Origin of the sequence: uncultured Sphingobacterium sp. (genome assembly GCF_964277905.1) — a bacterium.
Taxonomy (GTDB): domain Bacteria; phylum Bacteroidota; class Bacteroidia; order Sphingobacteriales; family Sphingobacteriaceae; genus Sphingobacterium; species Sphingobacterium siyangense.
Genome location: NZ_CAXYKD010000007.1, coordinates 139,228 through 158,268, shown reverse-complemented (window position 1 = coordinate 158,268; position 19,041 = coordinate 139,228). Strand labels below are relative to the sequence as shown.

The following is a 19,041-nucleotide window of genomic DNA, read 5'->3' as shown; positions in this document are numbered from 1 at the left end:
TTACTAACTAGGCTTCCTAAAAGCTGTCGCAATTTAGACATATTCTAAATAAAATTCAAATATTATTTTTAATGAATCTAAATAAGTATATATTTGCAATCAGGGTTAATGTAAAATATTCCGAGAAATTCTTTAAAAATAACATGATAAGATCCACACTGCTTACCGGCATTTCCATATTTGCACTTCACACAACAGTCCTATTTGCTCAAGAGCACAGTACTGTGAGCGGACACATCTATGATGCAAACAAGCAGCCGGTGGTTTCAGCCACAATACGCCTTGGGGAGCTAGAAACACAGAGTGATCAACAAGGCTATTTTTCATTTGCCAAATCACCTTCAGGAAAATACCAATTAAAGGTCTCTGCATTAGGTTATGTAACTCAGGAGAAACAACTGGAGAGAAAAAATGGTCAGCAAATTACCATTGAGGTGTTATTAATTGAAACGTCAACTACGCTTGATGAGGCGCAGGTGGAAGGACGTGCGCACCAGCGTCAACGCTTACAACCCATTAAAACCACATTGATTGATGCAAGGGCCGTTTCGACACAGGCTACAAGTTTAACCGAGCTAATGAATCGGGCACCAGGAATCCGTATTCGCCAGAGTGGTGGCACAGGCAGTAATCCAGATGTTTCGGTAAACGGCTTTCAGGGGAAAGCGATCAAATATTTTAAAGACGGTATCCCTTTGGATTATCTTAGCGATGGCTACTCTATTGCAACTATGCCCCTTGAAGCAATTGATCATATCGAAGTTTACAGAGGCATACTTCCAATTTATCTCGGCTCCGACGCGCTTGGGGGAGCAATCAATCTCGTCCCGCGCAAAACCAATGGAACACAGACAAATGCCTATTACGAAATAGGCTCGTTCAATAGTCATCGGCTTGGTGTGAAGAGCAGCAAGTCGAGCAAAGATAATCGTTGGTTATTTGGTGGCGAAATGTATTATAATTACGCCAAAAACAATTACAAGGCAACAGTAGAGGTACCTGACCCGCTGACGAAAAATCCTGAACTGGTCCGTTTACCTTTCTTTCATAACGGCAGCAAACATCTTTATGGGGAAATATTCGCTCAGCTGCAAAATCGAATCTGGGCAGACGAGTTACGCATCAGCCTAATCGGTTTTGACCTCGCCCGCGAGCAACAGCATCCCGCCATGATGACCGATGCGTATGGTGCAGTCCGTTCCAAGCAATATACCTTGGCTCCGAGTTTACGTTATAAGAAAGCCTTGCTGAATGACAAACTCCATTTTGATCAATTTGTATCATACAATAATCTACAGACCGAGCGCATCGATACGCTACGCGGTAGCTATGACTGGTACGGAGATTTTACACCAAAAACAACTATCGGTGAAACTCGGCTACCATCCCAATCGCATATCAACGAACATCAGGTTGTATCACGCAGCAACCTTTCCTACCGCATCAATGCACATACACAATTGGGACTCAATTATGTTTTCACCCAAGTGAACAGACGCGGAGCAGACCCCTACGGTCCTAAACTTGAAGAAACGGGACTCGATGTGCTACAGCTCAAATCAACTTACAAAAAGCAGGTTTTGGGACTTAGTCTTGATAACTACTGGTTTGATGAAAAGCTCCAAAACCAGTTGATGGCCAAATACTACAACTATAACGCATCGGGCATACAAAATACCTGGCTATCGGCTAACGTCGGTGAAAAAGACAGACGGACCGTCAGAGGAAACTACTGGAGTCTAGCCGATGCCATACGTTATCGTCTGAGCACCACATCACTATTCCGGTTAGGGGGCGAATATACTTATCGTCTTCCTGAGCGCGAAGAACTTTTTGGCAACAATATTTTCATTGTTCCAAACTTTGAATTGAAACCTGAGCAAAGTCTCAATGTTAATCTTGGGTACCAACAAACGCTATTTTCCTCACTCGATATTGAAGCGAACGTCTTTTATCGCCGTACCAAGAATCAGATCTTATTGGTGACCATAGATGCACCAAATGCGCAATACAAAAATCAGGAAAATGTTAGGGGGTATGGTTTCGACATCGACTTAAATTACCGCTTTTGGAAAAACTATCGATTTAATACCAACGCGACTTGGACCAACCTGCGCCTTTATGGCATTACATCTGAAAAAGACCAATGGATGAACGATGCGCGCTTGCGCAATACGCCATACTTTTTTGCTAATGTTGGTCTACAGGGCAGCTATGAAAATTTGTTCCGGGGTTCGGACAAACTGGACCTGTTTTTCAACTACAATTTTATGCGGGAGTTTTACCTGGAAACCATTCCCAAATCATGGGAACCAAACGGATTTTTGGGGCTATCAGGTAATACTAACATAAACTCCAACTTGATCATACCTAATCAACATTTGTTGAATGGTGGGTTTACTTACAATCCTTCCTACCGCGGTTTTACGATTGGAGCTGAAGTGCGTAATGTGCTCAATAAAAATCTTTATGACTACTACCGGATCCAACGTGCCGGCAGAAGCTTTTATTTAAAACTTAGTTATCAAATACCATAAGTATCATGAATGCATTAAAACAAGTAAAAAAATTAGTATTATTTTCTGCAATCGGAATAATAACCGCGAGCTGCAGCAATAAAGACAGCGTCGTACCTGAGCCTACACCATCAACAGAGACCACGAAATATGTATTGATAAGTATGAGCGAAAACACGCTTAACAAACCCGGATTTGCAACTGCATTTGATGCATTACCGAGCGGCAATATCATCAACAATGGAGCAAATAGCTTACAAGGATTTGGCTTTGGTGGCTGGCGTCCATATGGCAATTGGCTTTTAAAAATGTTTAATACGGAGTCTAATGCCTATGGGATCCAACAGCTGACTGTGGATGCATCGGGGAAAATAACGAACGGAAAATTTATTGCGGGCGACAATACAACCAATGGTACCGGAAACTTTGTAATCTTAGATGAAAATAAGGGCTTTTATTGGGATGCAGCTGCACCACTAAAAATACAGACTTTCAATCCAGGTACGATGGGCCGCACCGGAGACATTGATCTGAGTTCCATTATCAACGAAAGAGGTCAAAATGAATCGGCCATAAAATACAGGTCTATCGGGCAGAAATTCTTGGCCGTTAAGCAAGGTAAACTCTATGCCAACGTCACCTATGCCAAGACAGATGGTACCCAAAAAGGTTTTTTTGATGACTTTTTCCCGGATGTCTATATTGCAGTAATTGATATTGCTAGTAGTAAGTATGAAAAGACGATCAAAATCGAAGATACAGGATCAATCGCTTATATAAACGACAATACAATGTATGATTTTGACAGCAACGGTGATCTTTACATCGTAACGCAAGGTCGCAGTGCAACCGGTGGAAAATCTAAGATTGTACGTATCAAGTCTGGTGAAACTGATATTGACAAAAGCTGGTCATTAAATATGGACGATATAACACCTGGTGGAAAATTTGTCTCCGTTTTTGCAAAAGACGGTAAAATCATTACTGTTATTCCTAATACTGCACTGACAGGTGGTCCTACAGGTAATATCAACTTTGAAGATGTCTGGGAATTTTACAACATTGATATTGCTACCCGCCAGCGCACGAAAATCACCGGGATCCCGCCCGTCACTAACCCCGGTGCAGCCTTTTGTGCACTCGAAATCGATGGTAGAATCTTACTTCGGGCAACCACTAAAAAGGGAGATATCAATGGTTACTATGAGCTTAAGGGTACCCAGGCAAGCGCCCTATTTAACGTCACCGCCGGTGGATCTGTTTCAGGTCTGCATAAAATTACTATTAAATAGTTAAGTACAATAATTTATAGCCCAATATTAATTCACCTGCGGGAGTACAATTCAGTACTCCCCTAAATATCACTCGATATGAAATTAAAATCATCCGTACTATTTTTTTCATTGCTCGTAGCGGGCAGTGCATTTGCGCAAGACAAGAAAGAAAGTCCTGCACCGAAATATAAGATCGCATCCAATCAAAAAATCAATGCAAGCTTATACCAATTAGCTTTCAATACAGCTAGTGACCAAATTTACGTCGTAGGTCCTAAGGGAGGATTTAAGGCTGAAAGTGACCAATATGTGTATGTATTATCAGGTCAGAATCTCGCTGTTGTCGATTCGATCAACATCGGTAAAAATACCCCATTTGGCCTTGCCATCAACAATACGACACAGACCCTGTATGTAGGTCATAGCCTTCAGCAAAGTATCAGTGCCATTGATCTAAAAACAAAGAAACAAACGCTAATTCCAAGCGGTCGCGAGAAATCTAAGATCAGAGAGATCGCTGTTGATGAGAAAAACAATATGGTCTATGTTTCAGATCATGGTGATCCATCAATTTGGGTTGTCGATGGTGCGACCAACACCTATAAAAAAACCATTACAGCACCTGGCACCTCTCTTCTGGGCTTAAATGTAGATCAACAACGTGGCAGGCTTTACAGTAGTGACAGCCAAACAATGGAAGGCAATATATTGGTATACGATACAAAAGATCACAAACTTGTTGGTAAATGGAAAACCTGGTCTTACTGTCCCTTGAATATCGCCGTGGACAAATCCAATAATCGTCTCTTTGTAAGCCAGTCTAATGACAACAACATTACCATACTAGATGGCAAGACAGGCAATATTATCAATAAGATCTATCTTGGTTATGATGCCTCCCCTATCGGTTTAGTCTACGACAGCAAAAATGACCTGGTTTATGTTGCTAATAGGAACAAAAAAGAAGTAGCTATTGTCAACATGAAAGATTATCAAGTAATTGAGCGCGTTGCAACAAAAGGCTTACCGAATACACTGGTTATAAATGAAAAGGATGGCAGTGTCTATGTGACCAATAAAAGTCCTCGCAAAGCCGAAGAAGGTCTAGAAAATGGCGACACGGTTCAAAAAATCACAAAAATCTAATTTGTACCCCTAGTTATGCTTTCGCAAAAATTACTATTTTGCGAAAGCATATGCTATTATGCAAGCCTCTAGCTAAATATAAGAACCTATAAAAATACAATCAATAAGATCAATAAACAATCCGTCAAATTTCACCGTTTTCGCTTTTTACCCCATTTACGATTATACCAAATAACACATCCAGTAATGGGTAATGAAGCTCCCACTAAAGAGGCAAAAGAAGCCAAAACTTTCGTCGGCATTCCACCAATAGTACCTACATGGATATCAAAATTGGCCCGATAAATTTTCTGCCCCAATGACATTTTTGCACATTTAGATTCTCCCACAATTGCCAGACTGTTTTGATCCAATTCATACCATGTCGTCAAATCATTATGCCCTGTTGTCGGGTTGATATAAACAGTATATACATCTTTTGCTTCTTTGGGGTATTTAATTCTCACATTTTGGTGCTGTATGAATCTTCGCCAAATTTCATCGTCAGGATAGCGAAAGGATGTACTGAGCAATGTGGTGTCGGAAATTCCTTTCTCAGGATGGTGCAATCTAGTCTCTCCACCTGTAATCAACCAATGATAGCCGTCGTCAAACCATCGAAAAGTAAATACAACTCCAGTTACGGTTAGAATAACAGTTATAATTAGGGTGTAAAATCCCAATACATTATGAAGATCAATATTAACACGTTTCCAATTTGCTTTCCATTTGATTTTAAAACTCTTATCTCTGGTAGACTTAGTCCATTTAGTAGGATACCACCAAATAAAACCAGTAATCAAAGTAATAAGAAATAGCAGGCAGTTGGTCCCTACAAAATAGCTTCCAAAGGGCCTTGGCAGCCAAAAGAAGCGATGTCCGGCACGAAGAAAATCATTAAATTTGGTTATTTTATCCTCATTTAGCCGATGATAAAGAAGTTGACCGTTGTAAGGATTAAGGTATAGATCGTGGTAATTGCCATCTGGGTCGGGTCCGTAAGTCAGTAAACAACTTTTATCCTTATCCCTGTAATCCAGAGAATAGAGTTTTCCCAGACCTTTTGGAGCAATCTCTTTCTCAAATTTTCCCACGGCTCGTTTTAATTCAGATGGCTGCAAAAACACATTGTCCATCTTTTCAACTTTTTGTCCCGGCGTAAAAACAAGTACAATTTCATCCCTAAAGGTCCATATTGCTGCAGTAAGACAAACCACAAAAACGACGATTCCCGAAATAAGCCCTAGCCAGAGATGAAACCAGTTGCTGATCCTTCTGAATAGAGACTTCTTAGATTGTGCCATATTTTTCATAAAATAGTCGCTATACTACCATTTGGTAACATAGCGACTATATGCTATTTATTTTGTTCTAAAAAGACCATTTACACCATCCACATCATTCACTTTGATTCCTCTTTCCAGCTTTCCTTTTGCGCTATCGTAGCTATAGATATAAAAATTCCCATCGATATCTTTTGTATTTACAGGAAAATAAACCTTACCATCATCTGCCAAAATATTTGGAGCTGTAGGCTGACTTTTTGCCAAAGGTAAATCCAATTTACTTAGTGTTCCTGTAGCCATATCTAGCACATGAAATTCCTGTACGTTACCAAATCCATAAGAACCCCAAGTCAGCGCCTTATCCATACGTATTCTACGGATCAAGAGTTTTCCATTTCCGGCATAGCCTCCACCTAATACAGGATCACCATTTAATTTTTCAGATAGATTAAAGAAATAATTCGGATCTACCACAGCTGTTCCCTTTTTTATCCGATAGATACCATGAGGCTTGTCCCAATTTTGGGCAACCATTTCAAAAGGAGATGTAAGAATGTACAAATCATCATTGTATCGAAATGTCTTCAATACGCCATTTCGATCATTTCCTGGGCTCGTCGATCGATTATCTTCGCTATATACAGGATTGTTCATCGCCGGGTAGTCAAATACTGCAAAATAGGCTGTACCTGTCGCATAATTGGTTTTACCAGGTTTTACAGCAACCGGATATTTCTCGTCACCATACCAGTACCCCACATGCATTTTGCCATCTTTAACTTCAGCAAATCCAACGATAGGACCAGTTAATCCAGCTTTTGTTGGAAGATCGAACTTACCTTCTTTGGTCACTGTCATACTTTCGACATTAAGAATTTTATAAGCCCCCTGATAACCATATACCAACAAGTTTGTATTGTCAATCCACTGATGATTATAGCGGTAGCCTTCCGCTAAAACAAAAGGAATTACTTTCACGGTCTCCAATTTCTGATTGGTATATTTGTATTTTGTCAACGTATTTTCAGCAGATTTATAGGAATAATAATAACCGTCTTTTGCCATGAAGGCCAAGAATCCGGGTTCCTGACTAGTTACATTTGCACCCTTTCCCAAAAAAGAGATTTCCCCCGTAGAAAGTGTACTATTTTGAAAAAGATAAGTTCCGTCCGGATCCATCACAAGCCCACCTACAGCAAATGTTTTTTCGGTTTCGGGTTCAGGATCAGGATTGTCTGTGGTGTTACTTTTTTTACAAGATTGGACTGAAGTGCCTATAAAAAGCGCAGCTAGCGCCAGTATAGTAAATTTGGTCATGTTCATATGTGATAATTAATTATGTTAAATGTGAATATTATTGGATAAAATAGCGTAGTTTGAGATTGAAAGAGCGCCCCGGTTTTTGCAGGCGAAAATTATCATAGGCGAGTTCATTCCCGAGATTTCTGCATTCGGCAGAAATATTATAACGGCCATCTCTTAAAGAATAAGTAATACCAGCATGATGAAGCAGCTGTGTTGGAATTACATTTAAGGATTGCGTACTGCCCCAAGCTTCCCATGTCAGATAGAAACTATGGTAATATTGGCTTGACCAATCAAACTGTAACCTTGTACCTTTTCCCAACCAATCACTTTTGCCTACAGACAAATAGAGATTACCATATAGCCAAGGCTGATTGGGGATCATATTACCATAGTTGGCTCTAGGCGTTTGTGTTCCATAGACATACCTTTGATTCTGCTTAGACTTTTGATAACTGGCGTTTAATGTAAATTCTAAAATCCGCGCATATTTATATTGTAGCTCGGCCTCCCCTCCAAACACAACCACCTTACCTTCATTTAGAAATTGGGAGGTGTTATTACCGGCCGGAATGGTATAAATAAAATCTTTGGCATTACGGAAAAAACCACCGATATCGACACTGTAGAAATGCGCACCATTTCTGAAGATATAGTCAGTGCTAAGATTTAGATTATGGCTACTTTCGGGCTTAATATCTGGATTAGCAATAATATTTACACCGTCCCCAAGTACTTCGACGAGCTCAGGCAGACGGTAGGCATGTTCATAAGAAAACTTTAATCCTGTATTTTTATCAATACGGTAGCGACTTGCCAAACCATACCCAAAATTATCATAGCCCCGTTTCTGTGCCTCCCTGGGATTTTTTCCCCCGGTCACCTCGCCCAATTCTACTCTAAAATGAAAAAGTTTTGCAAAAACAGTAGTATGTAGTGCATTTCCAAGAGCTTTATTCTGCCACGATAGCCCCGACACTGATTTGGATTGGCCAGAGGGGCTAAACACCTTTTGGCTCAGCTCTTCATCGGATTTCTGTCTGGCGTCGTTGTAATTTTGATTGAATACAAGCTGATTATTGTCGTCGAAACGATAGTTCAGATTTAAGCGGGTCAATAAAAATGAATTTTGATAATTTGTATACGATCTGTTAATGGAGGCTCCAAACTCGCCATAATTATTTTGGCTGCTCCGTACCGAACCGTCCCACCAATAGGTTGTTCTAGATGTATCCACGACAGTATATTTATCTACTGCATAGCTTGCAAAAGCAGATACATTTAAGCCCTTTAAAAACAAATTATCTTTTTTATAACGTAGGGTAGGCATAAAATAGTCACCGTGACGATTGACTTTACCATAAACAATATTTTGGCTCTGACCAGTCTGAAACTCCTTGTAATGGTTATTATATAACATACCGAGAACAAATGCATCGGCCCATTTGCGGTTTACATAGCCAACCTCTCCCTGTAACATAGCCGACTTATACTGATCATGAAAACGCCTAACGCTCTTCTCAACAAAACTATCGGGTCCATCGGGCACCAAGATTGCCGCATCATACTTTGGATTGCTGTGCATCCAATAGTTATTGTCCGAATAATTGTAGAATCCGGTCAACTTTAGCAATAACCCGGTTGTATCGTTGACGGACTGTGCATTCAACGAAAGACGATGTGTATTGAAAGATCCCAGGCTATAACTCGCATCTAGATAACTCTTCGCGCCCTTATTGGTGACCATATTGATACCACCTCCCAGCGCATCGGAACCTAATTCAATAGGCACTACTCCTTTGTACACTTCGAGTCTATCAGCCAGATTAACGGGAATATTATTAAAATTCATACCGATACCAAAGTTTTCCATAGGTATTCCATCGATAAAAAAACGTATCGCCTTACCGGAGAGACCATTCAGTGAAAAATTAAAATCGGACCCTAGTCCTCCATACTCCCTAATTCGGACCCCGGTCGTGGTATTAAGAATCTGATTGACATCACGCGTGCTGTTATTGAATTTACTAACTTCAATCGCATTGACATTAAATCCTGTTTCTTTGACCGCCTGACTCGCAGTCTTTGCGGCAACATCGACCTGTTCCAATATTTGTTGATCGGGCTGCAATTCTAGATTAATAAGCATCGGAGACGATTCCTTTAAAAAAAATGAGCGGTAAATCGCCTTATACCCTACATTACTGACACGCAGAACATAGTCCTGATCTACCAAAACAGAGAGACTATACTGTCCATGATGATCTGTGGTAGTATTCATTGTTCCTAGCGAAACCGATACACCTGCAAGTGGCCCCTCAGCTGAAATTATTCGCCCATAAACTCGTTGTTTCTTTTCACTTGACAAACCAATAAAGACTTGATTACCGTTCTGTTTTAACTTGAGTTTCTTACCTGAAAATAAATCTGTAAGTAGGCGATCCAACTCTTCATGTCTATACTTTTTTGAGATCCTGCGATCAGTATTCAAAAGCTGAGGGCTGTATACAAATGTGCATTGTATATGTTCCTCAATCTGCTGAAGTGCCTGGGATATTTTTACATCGTCAAAATCAATAGTCACTTTTTTCTCTAGAAGCGAACTTTGTTGGCCTAATGTAAAGGTTGGTAAACATAATGTATACAGTAGTGCACAGGAAATTATGCGCAACAAAAAAGCATAAGGTTGCTGCGCTAAAAATATTTTCATATTTTGCAAAAATTATGGATAAATACTGTTAGGATTTTTCATAGTCCGGTATGTAGTTTTGGTCGACAGCATACCGGTTTTTTTTATTTATTTTTTACTTCCTCATCTATTTTCTAATTGTGATTGTTTTATTTTTCATCGTATAATTTATTCCGGTACTAAAGGCTAGACTATGCAAGATTTCTTCAAGTTCAGCATTTTTGAATGTCCCTGTCACTGTCAGTGAACGTAAGGATTGAGATTCAATATTGACCTTTACAGCATAACGTCTTTCTAAACGTTTAGCGACGTTGGCCAATGGCTCATTCTTTATCACAAATGAGTCTTCTGTCCAGTCTATGGCGTCCTCAGGCAGTACCTGATTACTTCGTACTGCTTTGTGAAAGTCCATAATTCCTTGCATACCTTTTGTAAGCACGACCTGATCTCTTTGATCATATCGACCAAAACGTACCTTCCCTCTTTCTACCGTCATCACAACTTGCTCGTCATCGGCATAAGCCTTTAAATTAAATCGCGTTCCAAGTACCTGGGTGAAAGAAGAGTCCGTGTTAACAATAAATGGCTTACTTTCGTCATGTGCAATATTAAAAAATCCCTCTCCTCGCAATTTCACCAATCGTTGCTGACCATCAAATTTTTCTGGATACTCAAGTTCACTCATCCCGTTCAGCACAATAATCGAACCGTCAGATAGTGTTACTGTCAAACGTTGTCCCGCCTCTGTATGTACCTTTTTTAACACCGCATTTTTCAGGGTCGGAACGGGAGTTACATATTGGTAGGCCAGCCAGCCTAAACCAATAAGCATAACCAGACTTGCTGCAATCGCTCCAATAGAAGACAATAATTTGGAGTTAACTCTTCTAATAGGAGTATCGACAAGTTTTACGTCCTTTATCATGTTAATTGAAAGCCTATTCCACTCTGACTGCAGTTGCTCCGCTTCTCCGGGTGCTGGCTCAGCCATTTGGTCATTCTCTTTTAACCAAGTCTCAACGCGTCTTCTTTCCTCCAAAGAAGAATGACCGCTTGCATACCTTTTTATTTCTTCTTCCGTAATTTTCATTATGATTACCTAAGAGCAGCCTTACACAAATTTATTCAGTCTAAATAATACACTCTATAATAACAGTTCCATAACGCAGCTAAAAGTACAGCTGCTTTCTACAAAAAAAACACAACGAACTGTATATCAATAAAAAAAGATTATTCAGAATCTATATCATTCAAATTGGCGCGAAGGAAAGAGAGGGCATTACCAATATGCTGCTTAACGGCACTGAGCGAGATACCTAGTTGAAAAGCGATTTGCGAATTATCCAATCCCTGCTGATCCCGCATCATATAAACCCGGCGGCATTGTGGTGGCAGCTTATTGATAAGCGTTTGTATTCGATCGGAGAGATCGTTGTAGTATATTTCATGTTGTGTGCTATAATCGGCCTCGTTATAGCCAAGTAAAGAACTTTGGAGATGCTGCTTTTGGTTGGCGGCATCTCTAAAGTTCTTAATAATTTGGAGTTTCGTTGCGTGGGTAAGAAAATGCTCGGGCTTTTCTATAATCAACGTATCACGCCTCTCCCAAATAGAAAGAAAAACATTATGAACTATATTTCCGGCAATATCTTGATCATTTATCTGGCTGTATGCTATGCGATACATTTTGGGAGCATAGGTTTTATACAGTTCTTCAAAACTGGATTCATCCAGTGTAAGAATTGATATGTTTTTTTTGCTCACCATCGTCTCTTTGTTTTCAGTCTTCAAAGATAACGCTATTTAGAATGAATTCAAATAATTGAAAAAATATGTATGAATCACTTTTAAATAGGATTTACGGGCTTAGTACTCTAGTGATGAAAAGTTGACAACAAGGCAAGAGGATCGGCAGTCTACGGTTGTTACAAAAATACAGAAAACGGGCAACGATGGAAATACTGGCAGTGGCACCAAACGGACTATGTGCCAACTAAGTTTGTCGAAAACCCATCAATACCTTATTAGTATTGTTTAGAAATTCTTCCATACTGAAACAGTAACGTTTATATACTTCTTGTTCACTAGAATAATACGATATTTCCCCATTGCCATTATTCAGGCCAATATAATACATAGGAGTAGGTGTCCCCCTCAAATGAAATTTAAAACTGGAAAAGCACTTATCTAACTCATCGTAATAGGAAAACATTTCATCTTCAGTGAAGAAAAACGAACGTTCATAACCGAGAGCCTCTAATTCAGCAATGGATTTATTTTCATCATTTAAGACATCTATATTTTTGACAGCCAATAAATCTTTAGATTCATCAAACCATTCTACAATTTCAATAATATCCCACTGCCAGTCTAGAATATATTCAACCTTGTTATCAGATTCATAACATAGTTGAATTATACCCCAAACTTCATTGGGAGGCAACTCTTCTTCATAAGGACTCTCTTTCCTTTCAAGATGAAAATACAATTGACCACAGTTCATTTCTCTATTTACTTTTTATCATTTTTTGAATTGACATTTAAGATCCATTTTTTTGCTTTTATAAGTCATTAAAATCAAACAGTTCTCATAAGAGGTGTTATCCTGAAAATATCCGTTTGAATACGCAGTGACCAATAATTTATCAACTCCACAAAGTGTATTCTATCCTTTGCTAACATCGCCTTAATGATATCCCATCTGTAATCTATCTCTACATTATTTGCATTTAGAAAATCATCATAAGATGCAATGATTAGATACATTAATGCCACTTTTTCCTCAAAACGTAAATCATATTGATGATACCAATCGATAAATTCATTGATGCAATTGGAGTCTGCCATCTCAATATCCCAGCCCTGCTCCGTACCTGTATAAGGCAACGATAACTTTTTACTGAGCGTTGCGATTGTTTCTTTTTTTTGTATCATTTACATCTTTCAAGTGTATACTTCAATTATTGACTTGTAGCGAGAGCATCAAAATTTATCCAAGAAGTACTTTATCTTTTTTAATTCAATAATTAACGAAAGACATTTCATATGACGGCAATCGAAAGTCTGAATTTGCTTTCTTACTACGAACAAATTAGCAAAATGGCAATTATACCTCCCATAAAGCTAACAAGCAATAAGGCAAGCAGGCAATAAAGGATGCAAGAAAAGCAATACTTAAAAAAACTGGACTTACCCTTTAACATTTGTGTGATTCCTCTTTTCATAAGATCTTCCTCCTGCTTTGATCTCTGTGATGACTTAGATAGCATTTTTTTCCATCTTTATTATGCGCGGTTATTTATTATTAGTAGTTTTTAATAAATGACTCAGGACAAAAAATGTAAACACAAGCATAATTGTCTAAATAATAAATACGGGTTAAAGAAGATCAGCATTCTTTACAGATTTAGTGTAAAGCCATTTCACGACGACACACATTTATTCGCCCTGTTGTCCAGCACCGAGCTCTTTAACTTTTGTTTCAATGAGCTTATTATAATTTTCCAGTTGTGACTGGTATTGATTTGTATCCTCGGATATTGCTTTGTAAAGTAATTCATAGCTCTTAATTCTCAATTCACAATATTCTTTTAAAAGCTTATTTCTGGTTCTGATTTCAACAGGTAGCTCCAAGTCGTTAAAACTCTCAAGAAGCTTTATGTTTTCGTTCCAATAATGAATTCCTTTGTCTTTAATCCCGTAAAGTATCTTATCGTTGGGCGTACTCGATGGCAAATTAAACACCTCCAGTGCCATTTCTTCCATGGAAACAAAGTCTTTGATTTTCGCATCATATATTCCAATATCGTTCGGTAGCTTTTTGTAAACAATAAAAGAAAAAACAAGAATCACAATTGACAACAAACCAATTGTTCCAAATTTCAGTTTCTCTTCTTCAGGCTTCCTTAGACTAGGAATGAATGCATAACCGATAACAAGGCCGCCTATTAGTCCCCCAATATGAGCGGCATTGTCTATGCCTTCTTTAACTCCATAGACTAAATTGTAACCAACGAACACCGCGATACTCATCATTAACGCCTTTCGTGCTGTTTTCTCGATGAGATTAGTTGTTAGCATGGCGAGAAAAACGCCGTACATTCCAAATATAGCGCCCGATGCACCAGCACTAATAGTGAGGTCGTTCCACCACAAACTTGCTATACTTGCGGTAATTCCTGTGAGTAGATAAGCGACAATAAACCGTGTCCTCCCCAGATGTGGCTCCAATAATACACCAATATAAAGAAGAGCATACATATTCATTAAGAGATGGAAAATCCCGATATGTAAAAAGCAGTTTGCTATAAGCCGCCACCATTCACCATCTAATGTCATAGGCTTAAAATTTGCCCCCCAATTTAATAGGCTTTCACTCGTTGGCTGCAGGATATTTACACCGCTCATTGCCATTAAAATGAAAATTAAAACATTGATATCTAAAAGGATCGGCGTAACAAAAAATCCTTGAGTTGGCTTGAAAATAGAGAAAAAACCGCTAACTTCCTCTTGTGTAGTTCCTTGATTTAACTTTAATAAATCATCTTCCGGCGAGACAAGCTGTTCCGTTAGTGCTAGATATTTAACATTGAGCTCTTCTTTTGTTAACGTGGGCTTTAATGCTTCGAAAGTAGAAATAAAATTGGTAATGTTTTTCTTATTCCGCCCCCAATCCATCAGCTCACTCCCAATGGATGCACTCCGAATCGTTGCAATCCCGTCTTCTATTTTAATTTTGATTTCCGCATCTATAGAAAACATGCCGTTATCTGTATATCCAATAAGTCCGTTGTCACTCAAGTAACTAATCTGCCAACCTACTTTTCTCGCTGATTCGTTTGCAAGAATAAGGAATTGCTGTTGTGTCAAGTCATTAAGTGGAAAGTTTTCAACGTGCTTAGGTGTAAATCCGAATGCCATAGCTATTATTCTTTACATATTGTTTTATAATTAGTTACAGAGAAACAATACATCAACGAAAACGTTGGATAAATTAAATAAAAGGTTAAATTGAGCGAGAACCCGGAGCGAGAACCCGACGTATATGTTTCCACGGCAGCTAACTTAGTAAAAAAAACAGTCACTTTCACTTCATATATCTGCTACATATATGCTTCTGCACAGTATGTGACTTTATTTGTTATGTAGTAAAAAAACACCTAATCTTCTATAACAAAATCGATCGATTTATTAAATTCTTCCTTTTCTGATCCTGACAGTTGATCACGCATGGCACGGATCGTATAACCTCCTCGTAATACTCCCTTCTCTAAATACATCCAATCTGATATTTTTTGGTTATCAATGCTTACGGTATCACCAAGGGCGACCTCTTTCGTAGAGACCGGGCTGTTAGAGACAATGCCAGTAAATTGACCATTTTGGTAGGTGATATCGCCGACCCAAATATGCTCGAGACTTTTATCAGGAGTATCATATGCTATTTTAAGTGCAAATGCTTCATACCCTTCTTGCGGTTTTTCAACAGCCTGTACAAACAGATTGAGTGAGTTTTTCGCCTTTACTATAGCTGCGTTCATTGCCTCATCATCAGAGCGGAAACCAATAACATCATCATTTTCAATTTTATCTTTTATGGATGGTGATTGGCATGCCAGCAACAGCATACTACTGACGGCAACAAATAAAATAGGTCTAAAAATTTTTGATCTCATCTTTTAATATTTTGCATATACAATTTTTACTCGGCCATTTAAATAAAGAAATATAAACAAATCGATCCATTCTAAAAAAATACGGTACAGGAAAAATTATTTTAATTTGCATTTTTACTAATTAGATCATTCATACCAATAGTCTAATTGAAAAAACTAATCAAATTGATGTGTTTTAATTGGATTAAATTCATTGGGTATGTCTTCAGAAATTATGGAATATAATTCCCAAAAATTCGAACTATACACCTTAGTATCATAACACAAAGAGTCACCGAGAGATATTTGGGTTCGACTGTAACCATTCCCGGCTTCAACTACAGGTTTATTAATTTTTCTCAACCTACTTATAAATTCACCACCAGCTTTAACAGTAAACTTTGTGCTATCTAAAATACGATCTATGACAAAGCTATTATCGCCCTTTTAAATTAACCGTCCGGATTGAGCGGTAGCGTGGCCTGAATGATCAATATAAAGCCGAATAAAACTATTTCCTATTCTATAATCAATTCGTGATTTTTCAAGGCCAGGCTTTTGAAAGCAACCGCTAAGAAAAAATACCAGTATGATAAACAAAAGAATCTTTTTCATCGTCCTGTTTGATAATTTTTATAATAATTCAATTTAGGTTTCAACCCCGATTCTTATGCAACAATAACTTTAAAATTCATCTAGAACTGACTCCCCTCCGCAAAACAGGACATTTTAAAAGTAGAGAATTCGATCTTGAATTAATTAAATAAATAGAAAATGTGAAGTCTATTCAAACATCACATTATTATAGCCTACAACTTTATGAAACAGTGTTAGCAAACATAATATTGCTTAATTATAACTTTTCCTTTCAGCCTCCATCTTATCCAACCTGAAACTATAGGCCCTTTGCCACAACCTTCACATTCCTTATTACATTGCACCTTTATCCAATCACCCAATATTTCTATACCTACAAAACTTAAGTCCGAATAATCAATATTTTCCACCCGTTTTGCTACATCTGACGGGCTAAGTCTGAGCGGATTATTTTTATCTGATGTGATATAATATCGCATCAGATAATCTGGCCATGATAGGTACTCAGTATTACGATCTCTATTTACAAACTTAGTTTCCCCTCCGATATTAACCGAATAGAGAGAATCCGATATTATAGCACTATTTAAATGAATAACATAATACTCCGGATAACAAGCCAGTATATTGTTTTCATTCAACTTATCTGAAGATGGTTCCTGATTATCTACTCTCTTTATTTCAGTAAAAACACTTCCATCTTCATTCAGTAATTTGACTACATCATGATTCTCAAAAATAGACAGAGCATTAATAATCAAAACACCACCTTTGATTGTATCATTAAGAGAGGCATTCTGATTAGAAAAAGAACTATTTATCAAATTATCACATGCAAATAAGTTGACCAATATTAAACAAAATAGTATATATAGTTTTCTCATTTTATTCATTTCTTTTAGCAACTAAGCTTTTTTGAACAACTACACCGCATTTTGCCCTCGAATCGTACTATCTCCCAAGATTTATTTGTAGTCTATCCGACCTATTCCTTATTCGAAGAATTCTATTTTTTGCACGCTATTGAACAAAAACTTTACGCTAACTTCAAAATATCTTGCCGATTTATTTTTATCCATTACCTCTACTCCGACTAAGACGGTAAAACTCGGATTTCCAAATGGCTTAAAAGGCGTAAAACGATAGCTATTTATTAGAACCATTTTCATTCCTATTTACATGGATTAGACACAAAAGTCATTATTGATTTTTATAAAACTTAAAGCTTCCTATTTCAGTCCTTGTTGAATCGCTTATATTAAACAAAGTAAGATTAACTGAATCACTTGTTCCAACGTCATCCAAAATCAAAGCCCCGTTTCCACTTCCAAAAACATCGCCCTTGGAATTATACATTTTCCAAAGTAAACCATAATCCTCTATTTTGTATTTTGGATTTTCATTGATGGATAACACAATTTGATTAGAATCAAAAATTTCCTTATAATGTTTACCATGCTTTATAGAATTTTTCCATGCTTTTTCGACCCATATTTCTTTAATTAACCTGCTATCATGATTTGTGGGGCGTCCGATTGATACCAGCACTTTTGATTTTGCAGATTCTTGTATAGCATGTGAAGCTTGAGGATCTACGATATTAGTCTCAAAGTCGCATCTCACAAATAAAAATGTTAGAAATAGCATCACAAAACATCTATTTATCATTTCTTCTAAATATTAAAGATCTCGGTAAATCAGTATTCACTTTTTGACCTCTTCCCCAAAAACTGGAGCATTTAAAAGTAGAGAATTTGTGCTTGATTTACTAATTTTAAAAGGTGGAAAACCAATAAAAAAATCAAGGTTTTCCGAAGCACAGATAGACTTTGCGATCAAACAGTCTGAGACAGGTACGCGTGTGGAAGAGGTCGGGCAGGCTTAAAGGAAAACACGTCTAAATTCGGGAAGAGGTCAGTGACAGATTTGTTACTATTGTTTTTTATTGCATATATTTAGCTGTTGAACAATAGGCTCATTTTATTTCTTTAACATCATCTACATATAGTTGAGTGACAACATTTGATGACATATTTAAATCTTACTTTGTACAGTTATGTACTTTTGCATATCCTTTCGTTAAGTCGGAGGAGATTGCTAAGGATATTGTACATGATGCTTATATGGTTTTCATCGACAATCCACTATTACTGGAAAAAGATCCTTTGGTGCAAAAAAGTTACCTCTACACAACCGTAAAGAATCTGTCCATGAACCACCAAAGAAAAAATCGACTGGAAGAGAAATACACCAACTCATTGGGGAATTATGACTTAGCTGATGTCGACCTTATGAAAGGTCTTATCGAATCTGAAGTAATTGGTACATTGCACAGAGAATTAGATGCACTGCCTGAAAGATGTCAACATGTTTGCCGTTTGATATACATGGAGGGTAAAAAATATGAAGAAGTTGCTTCTGAAATGCAGATTTCGGTTAATACCGTTAAATCCCAAAGAATACTTGCGCTCCGGATCTTAAGAAAAAAATTAACATCATTCTTCTTTTTAACATCAATTATTACACTCATTTTAAGTTATTTAGTAATTTTTTAAAAAAAAATAAACTTTTCACCCACCCTTTTTACCCTCTCAA

17 protein-coding genes are annotated in these 19,041 nt (G+C 37.8%); 5 read left to right on the top strand and 12 right to left on the bottom strand.

Going from position 1 to position 19,041, the window contains the following annotated elements:
* Positions 1-143: 143 nt before the first annotated feature.
* The 3 genes from ACHWSC_RS05325 (at position 144) to ACHWSC_RS05315 (ending at position 4,936) form a co-directional block, all read left to right on the top strand.
* Positions 144-2,537, top strand: coding sequence for a carboxypeptidase-like regulatory domain-containing protein (locus ACHWSC_RS05325; RefSeq protein ID WP_394676042.1), 2,394 nt, complete (start codon positions 144-146; stop codon positions 2,535-2,537).
* Between the two features lie 5 nt (positions 2,538-2,542).
* Positions 2,543-3,808: a hypothetical protein gene (locus ACHWSC_RS05320; RefSeq protein ID WP_394676041.1), complete on the top strand. Its 1,266-nt coding sequence runs from the start codon at positions 2,543-2,545 to the stop codon at positions 3,806-3,808.
* A 78-nt stretch (positions 3,809-3,886) separates the two neighbouring features.
* A complete protein-coding gene (locus tag ACHWSC_RS05315; RefSeq protein WP_394676040.1) occupies positions 3,887-4,936 on the top strand; it encodes a YncE family protein in 1,050 nt (349 codons plus the stop codon).
* Between the two features lie 131 nt (positions 4,937-5,067).
* Here ACHWSC_RS05315 and ACHWSC_RS05310 read toward each other — a convergent pair whose 3' ends face one another.
* From ACHWSC_RS05310 to ACHWSC_RS05255, 12 genes are all read right to left on the bottom strand, one after another.
* Complete coding sequence (locus ACHWSC_RS05310) at positions 5,068-6,219, bottom strand: PepSY-associated TM helix domain-containing protein (RefSeq protein WP_394676039.1); 1,152 nt, start codon at positions 6,217-6,219, stop codon at positions 5,068-5,070.
* 57 nt (positions 6,220-6,276) lie between these two features.
* Positions 6,277-7,518: a hypothetical protein gene (locus tag ACHWSC_RS05305; protein ID WP_394676038.1), complete on the bottom strand. Its 1,242-nt coding sequence runs from the start codon at positions 7,516-7,518 to the stop codon at positions 6,277-6,279.
* A 37-nt stretch (positions 7,519-7,555) separates the two neighbouring features.
* On the bottom strand, positions 7,556-10,216 hold the full coding sequence (locus ACHWSC_RS05300; protein WP_394676037.1) for a TonB-dependent receptor plug domain-containing protein: 2,661 nt from the start codon (positions 10,214-10,216) through the stop codon (positions 7,556-7,558).
* 106 nt (positions 10,217-10,322) lie between these two features.
* Entirely contained in the window at positions 10,323-11,285 is a 963-nt protein-coding gene (locus ACHWSC_RS05295) for a FecR domain-containing protein (protein ID WP_394676036.1), read from the bottom strand.
* 140 nt (positions 11,286-11,425) lie between these two features.
* Positions 11,426-11,962, bottom strand: coding sequence for an RNA polymerase sigma factor (locus ACHWSC_RS05290; protein WP_394676035.1), 537 nt, complete (start codon positions 11,960-11,962; stop codon positions 11,426-11,428).
* Positions 11,963-12,188: 226 nt separating this feature from the next.
* The gene (locus ACHWSC_RS05285; protein ID WP_394676034.1) at positions 12,189-12,698 is read right to left on the bottom strand and encodes a hypothetical protein; all 510 of its coding nucleotides are present in this window, start codon (positions 12,696-12,698) and stop codon (positions 12,189-12,191) included.
* 74 nt (positions 12,699-12,772) lie between these two features.
* A complete protein-coding gene (locus ACHWSC_RS05280) occupies positions 12,773-13,129 on the bottom strand; it encodes a hypothetical protein (RefSeq protein WP_394676033.1) in 357 nt (118 codons plus the stop codon).
* Between the two features lie 504 nt (positions 13,130-13,633).
* Positions 13,634-15,115, bottom strand: a complete 1,482-nt coding sequence (locus ACHWSC_RS05275; RefSeq protein ID WP_394676032.1) for a rhomboid family intramembrane serine protease — start codon at positions 15,113-15,115, stop codon at positions 13,634-13,636.
* A 239-nt stretch (positions 15,116-15,354) separates the two neighbouring features.
* Positions 15,355-15,870: a YegJ family protein gene (locus ACHWSC_RS05270; RefSeq protein ID WP_394676031.1), complete on the bottom strand. Its 516-nt coding sequence runs from the start codon at positions 15,868-15,870 to the stop codon at positions 15,355-15,357.
* Positions 15,871-16,679: 809 nt separating this feature from the next.
* Entirely contained in the window at positions 16,680-17,330 is a 651-nt protein-coding gene (locus ACHWSC_RS05265) for a hypothetical protein (RefSeq protein ID WP_394676030.1), read from the bottom strand.
* 108 nt (positions 17,331-17,438) lie between these two features.
* Positions 17,439-17,609 (bottom strand): hypothetical protein, encoded by a 171-nt coding sequence (locus ACHWSC_RS05260; RefSeq protein ID WP_394676029.1) that lies wholly within the window; start codon positions 17,607-17,609, stop codon positions 17,439-17,441.
* A gap of 37 nt (positions 17,610-17,646) precedes the next feature.
* Positions 17,647-18,096, bottom strand: coding sequence for a hypothetical protein (locus ACHWSC_RS05255; protein WP_394676028.1), 450 nt, complete (start codon positions 18,094-18,096; stop codon positions 17,647-17,649).
* A gap of 106 nt (positions 18,097-18,202) precedes the next feature.
* Between ACHWSC_RS05255 and ACHWSC_RS05250 the strand changes: the two genes are divergently transcribed.
* Positions 18,203-18,331: a hypothetical protein gene (locus ACHWSC_RS05250; protein WP_262707367.1), complete on the top strand. Its 129-nt coding sequence runs from the start codon at positions 18,203-18,205 to the stop codon at positions 18,329-18,331.
* Positions 18,332-18,458: 127 nt separating this feature from the next.
* The gene (locus ACHWSC_RS05245) at positions 18,459-19,001 is read left to right on the top strand and encodes an RNA polymerase sigma-70 factor (protein WP_394676027.1); all 543 of its coding nucleotides are present in this window, start codon (positions 18,459-18,461) and stop codon (positions 18,999-19,001) included.
* Positions 19,002-19,041: the final 40 nt, after the last annotated feature.

Bases quoted from the DNA above. Each gene is read 5' to 3' on its own strand.
- ACHWSC_RS05325 (WP_394676042.1), top strand. From the start codon at position 144: ATGATAAGATCCACACTGCTTACCGGCATTTCCATATTTGCACTTCAC.
- ACHWSC_RS05320 (WP_394676041.1), top strand. From the start codon at position 2,543: ATGAATGCATTAAAACAAGTAAAAAAATTAGTATTATTTTCTGCAATC.
- ACHWSC_RS05315 (WP_394676040.1), top strand. From the start codon at position 3,887: ATGAAATTAAAATCATCCGTACTATTTTTTTCATTGCTCGTAGCGGGC.
- ACHWSC_RS05310 (WP_394676039.1), bottom strand. From the start codon at position 6,219: ATGGCACAATCTAAGAAGTCTCTATTCAGAAGGATCAGCAACTGGTTT.
- ACHWSC_RS05305 (WP_394676038.1), bottom strand. From the start codon at position 7,518: ATGACCAAATTTACTATACTGGCGCTAGCTGCGCTTTTTATAGGCACT.
- ACHWSC_RS05300 (WP_394676037.1), bottom strand. From the start codon at position 10,216: ATGAAAATATTTTTAGCGCAGCAACCTTATGCTTTTTTGTTGCGCATA.
- ACHWSC_RS05295 (WP_394676036.1), bottom strand. From the start codon at position 11,285: ATGAAAATTACGGAAGAAGAAATAAAAAGGTATGCAAGCGGTCATTCT.
- ACHWSC_RS05290 (WP_394676035.1), bottom strand. From the start codon at position 11,962: ATGGTGAGCAAAAAAAACATATCAATTCTTACACTGGATGAATCCAGT.
- ACHWSC_RS05285 (WP_394676034.1), bottom strand. From the start codon at position 12,698: ATGAACTGTGGTCAATTGTATTTTCATCTTGAAAGGAAAGAGAGTCCT.
- ACHWSC_RS05280 (WP_394676033.1), bottom strand. From the start codon at position 13,129: ATGATACAAAAAAAAGAAACAATCGCAACGCTCAGTAAAAAGTTATCG.
- ACHWSC_RS05275 (WP_394676032.1), bottom strand. From the start codon at position 15,115: ATGGCATTCGGATTTACACCTAAGCACGTTGAAAACTTTCCACTTAAT.
- ACHWSC_RS05270 (WP_394676031.1), bottom strand. From the start codon at position 15,870: ATGAGATCAAAAATTTTTAGACCTATTTTATTTGTTGCCGTCAGTAGT.
- ACHWSC_RS05265 (WP_394676030.1), bottom strand. From the start codon at position 17,330: ATGAGAAAACTATATATACTATTTTGTTTAATATTGGTCAACTTATTT.
- ACHWSC_RS05260 (WP_394676029.1), bottom strand. From the start codon at position 17,609: ATGGTTCTAATAAATAGCTATCGTTTTACGCCTTTTAAGCCATTTGGA.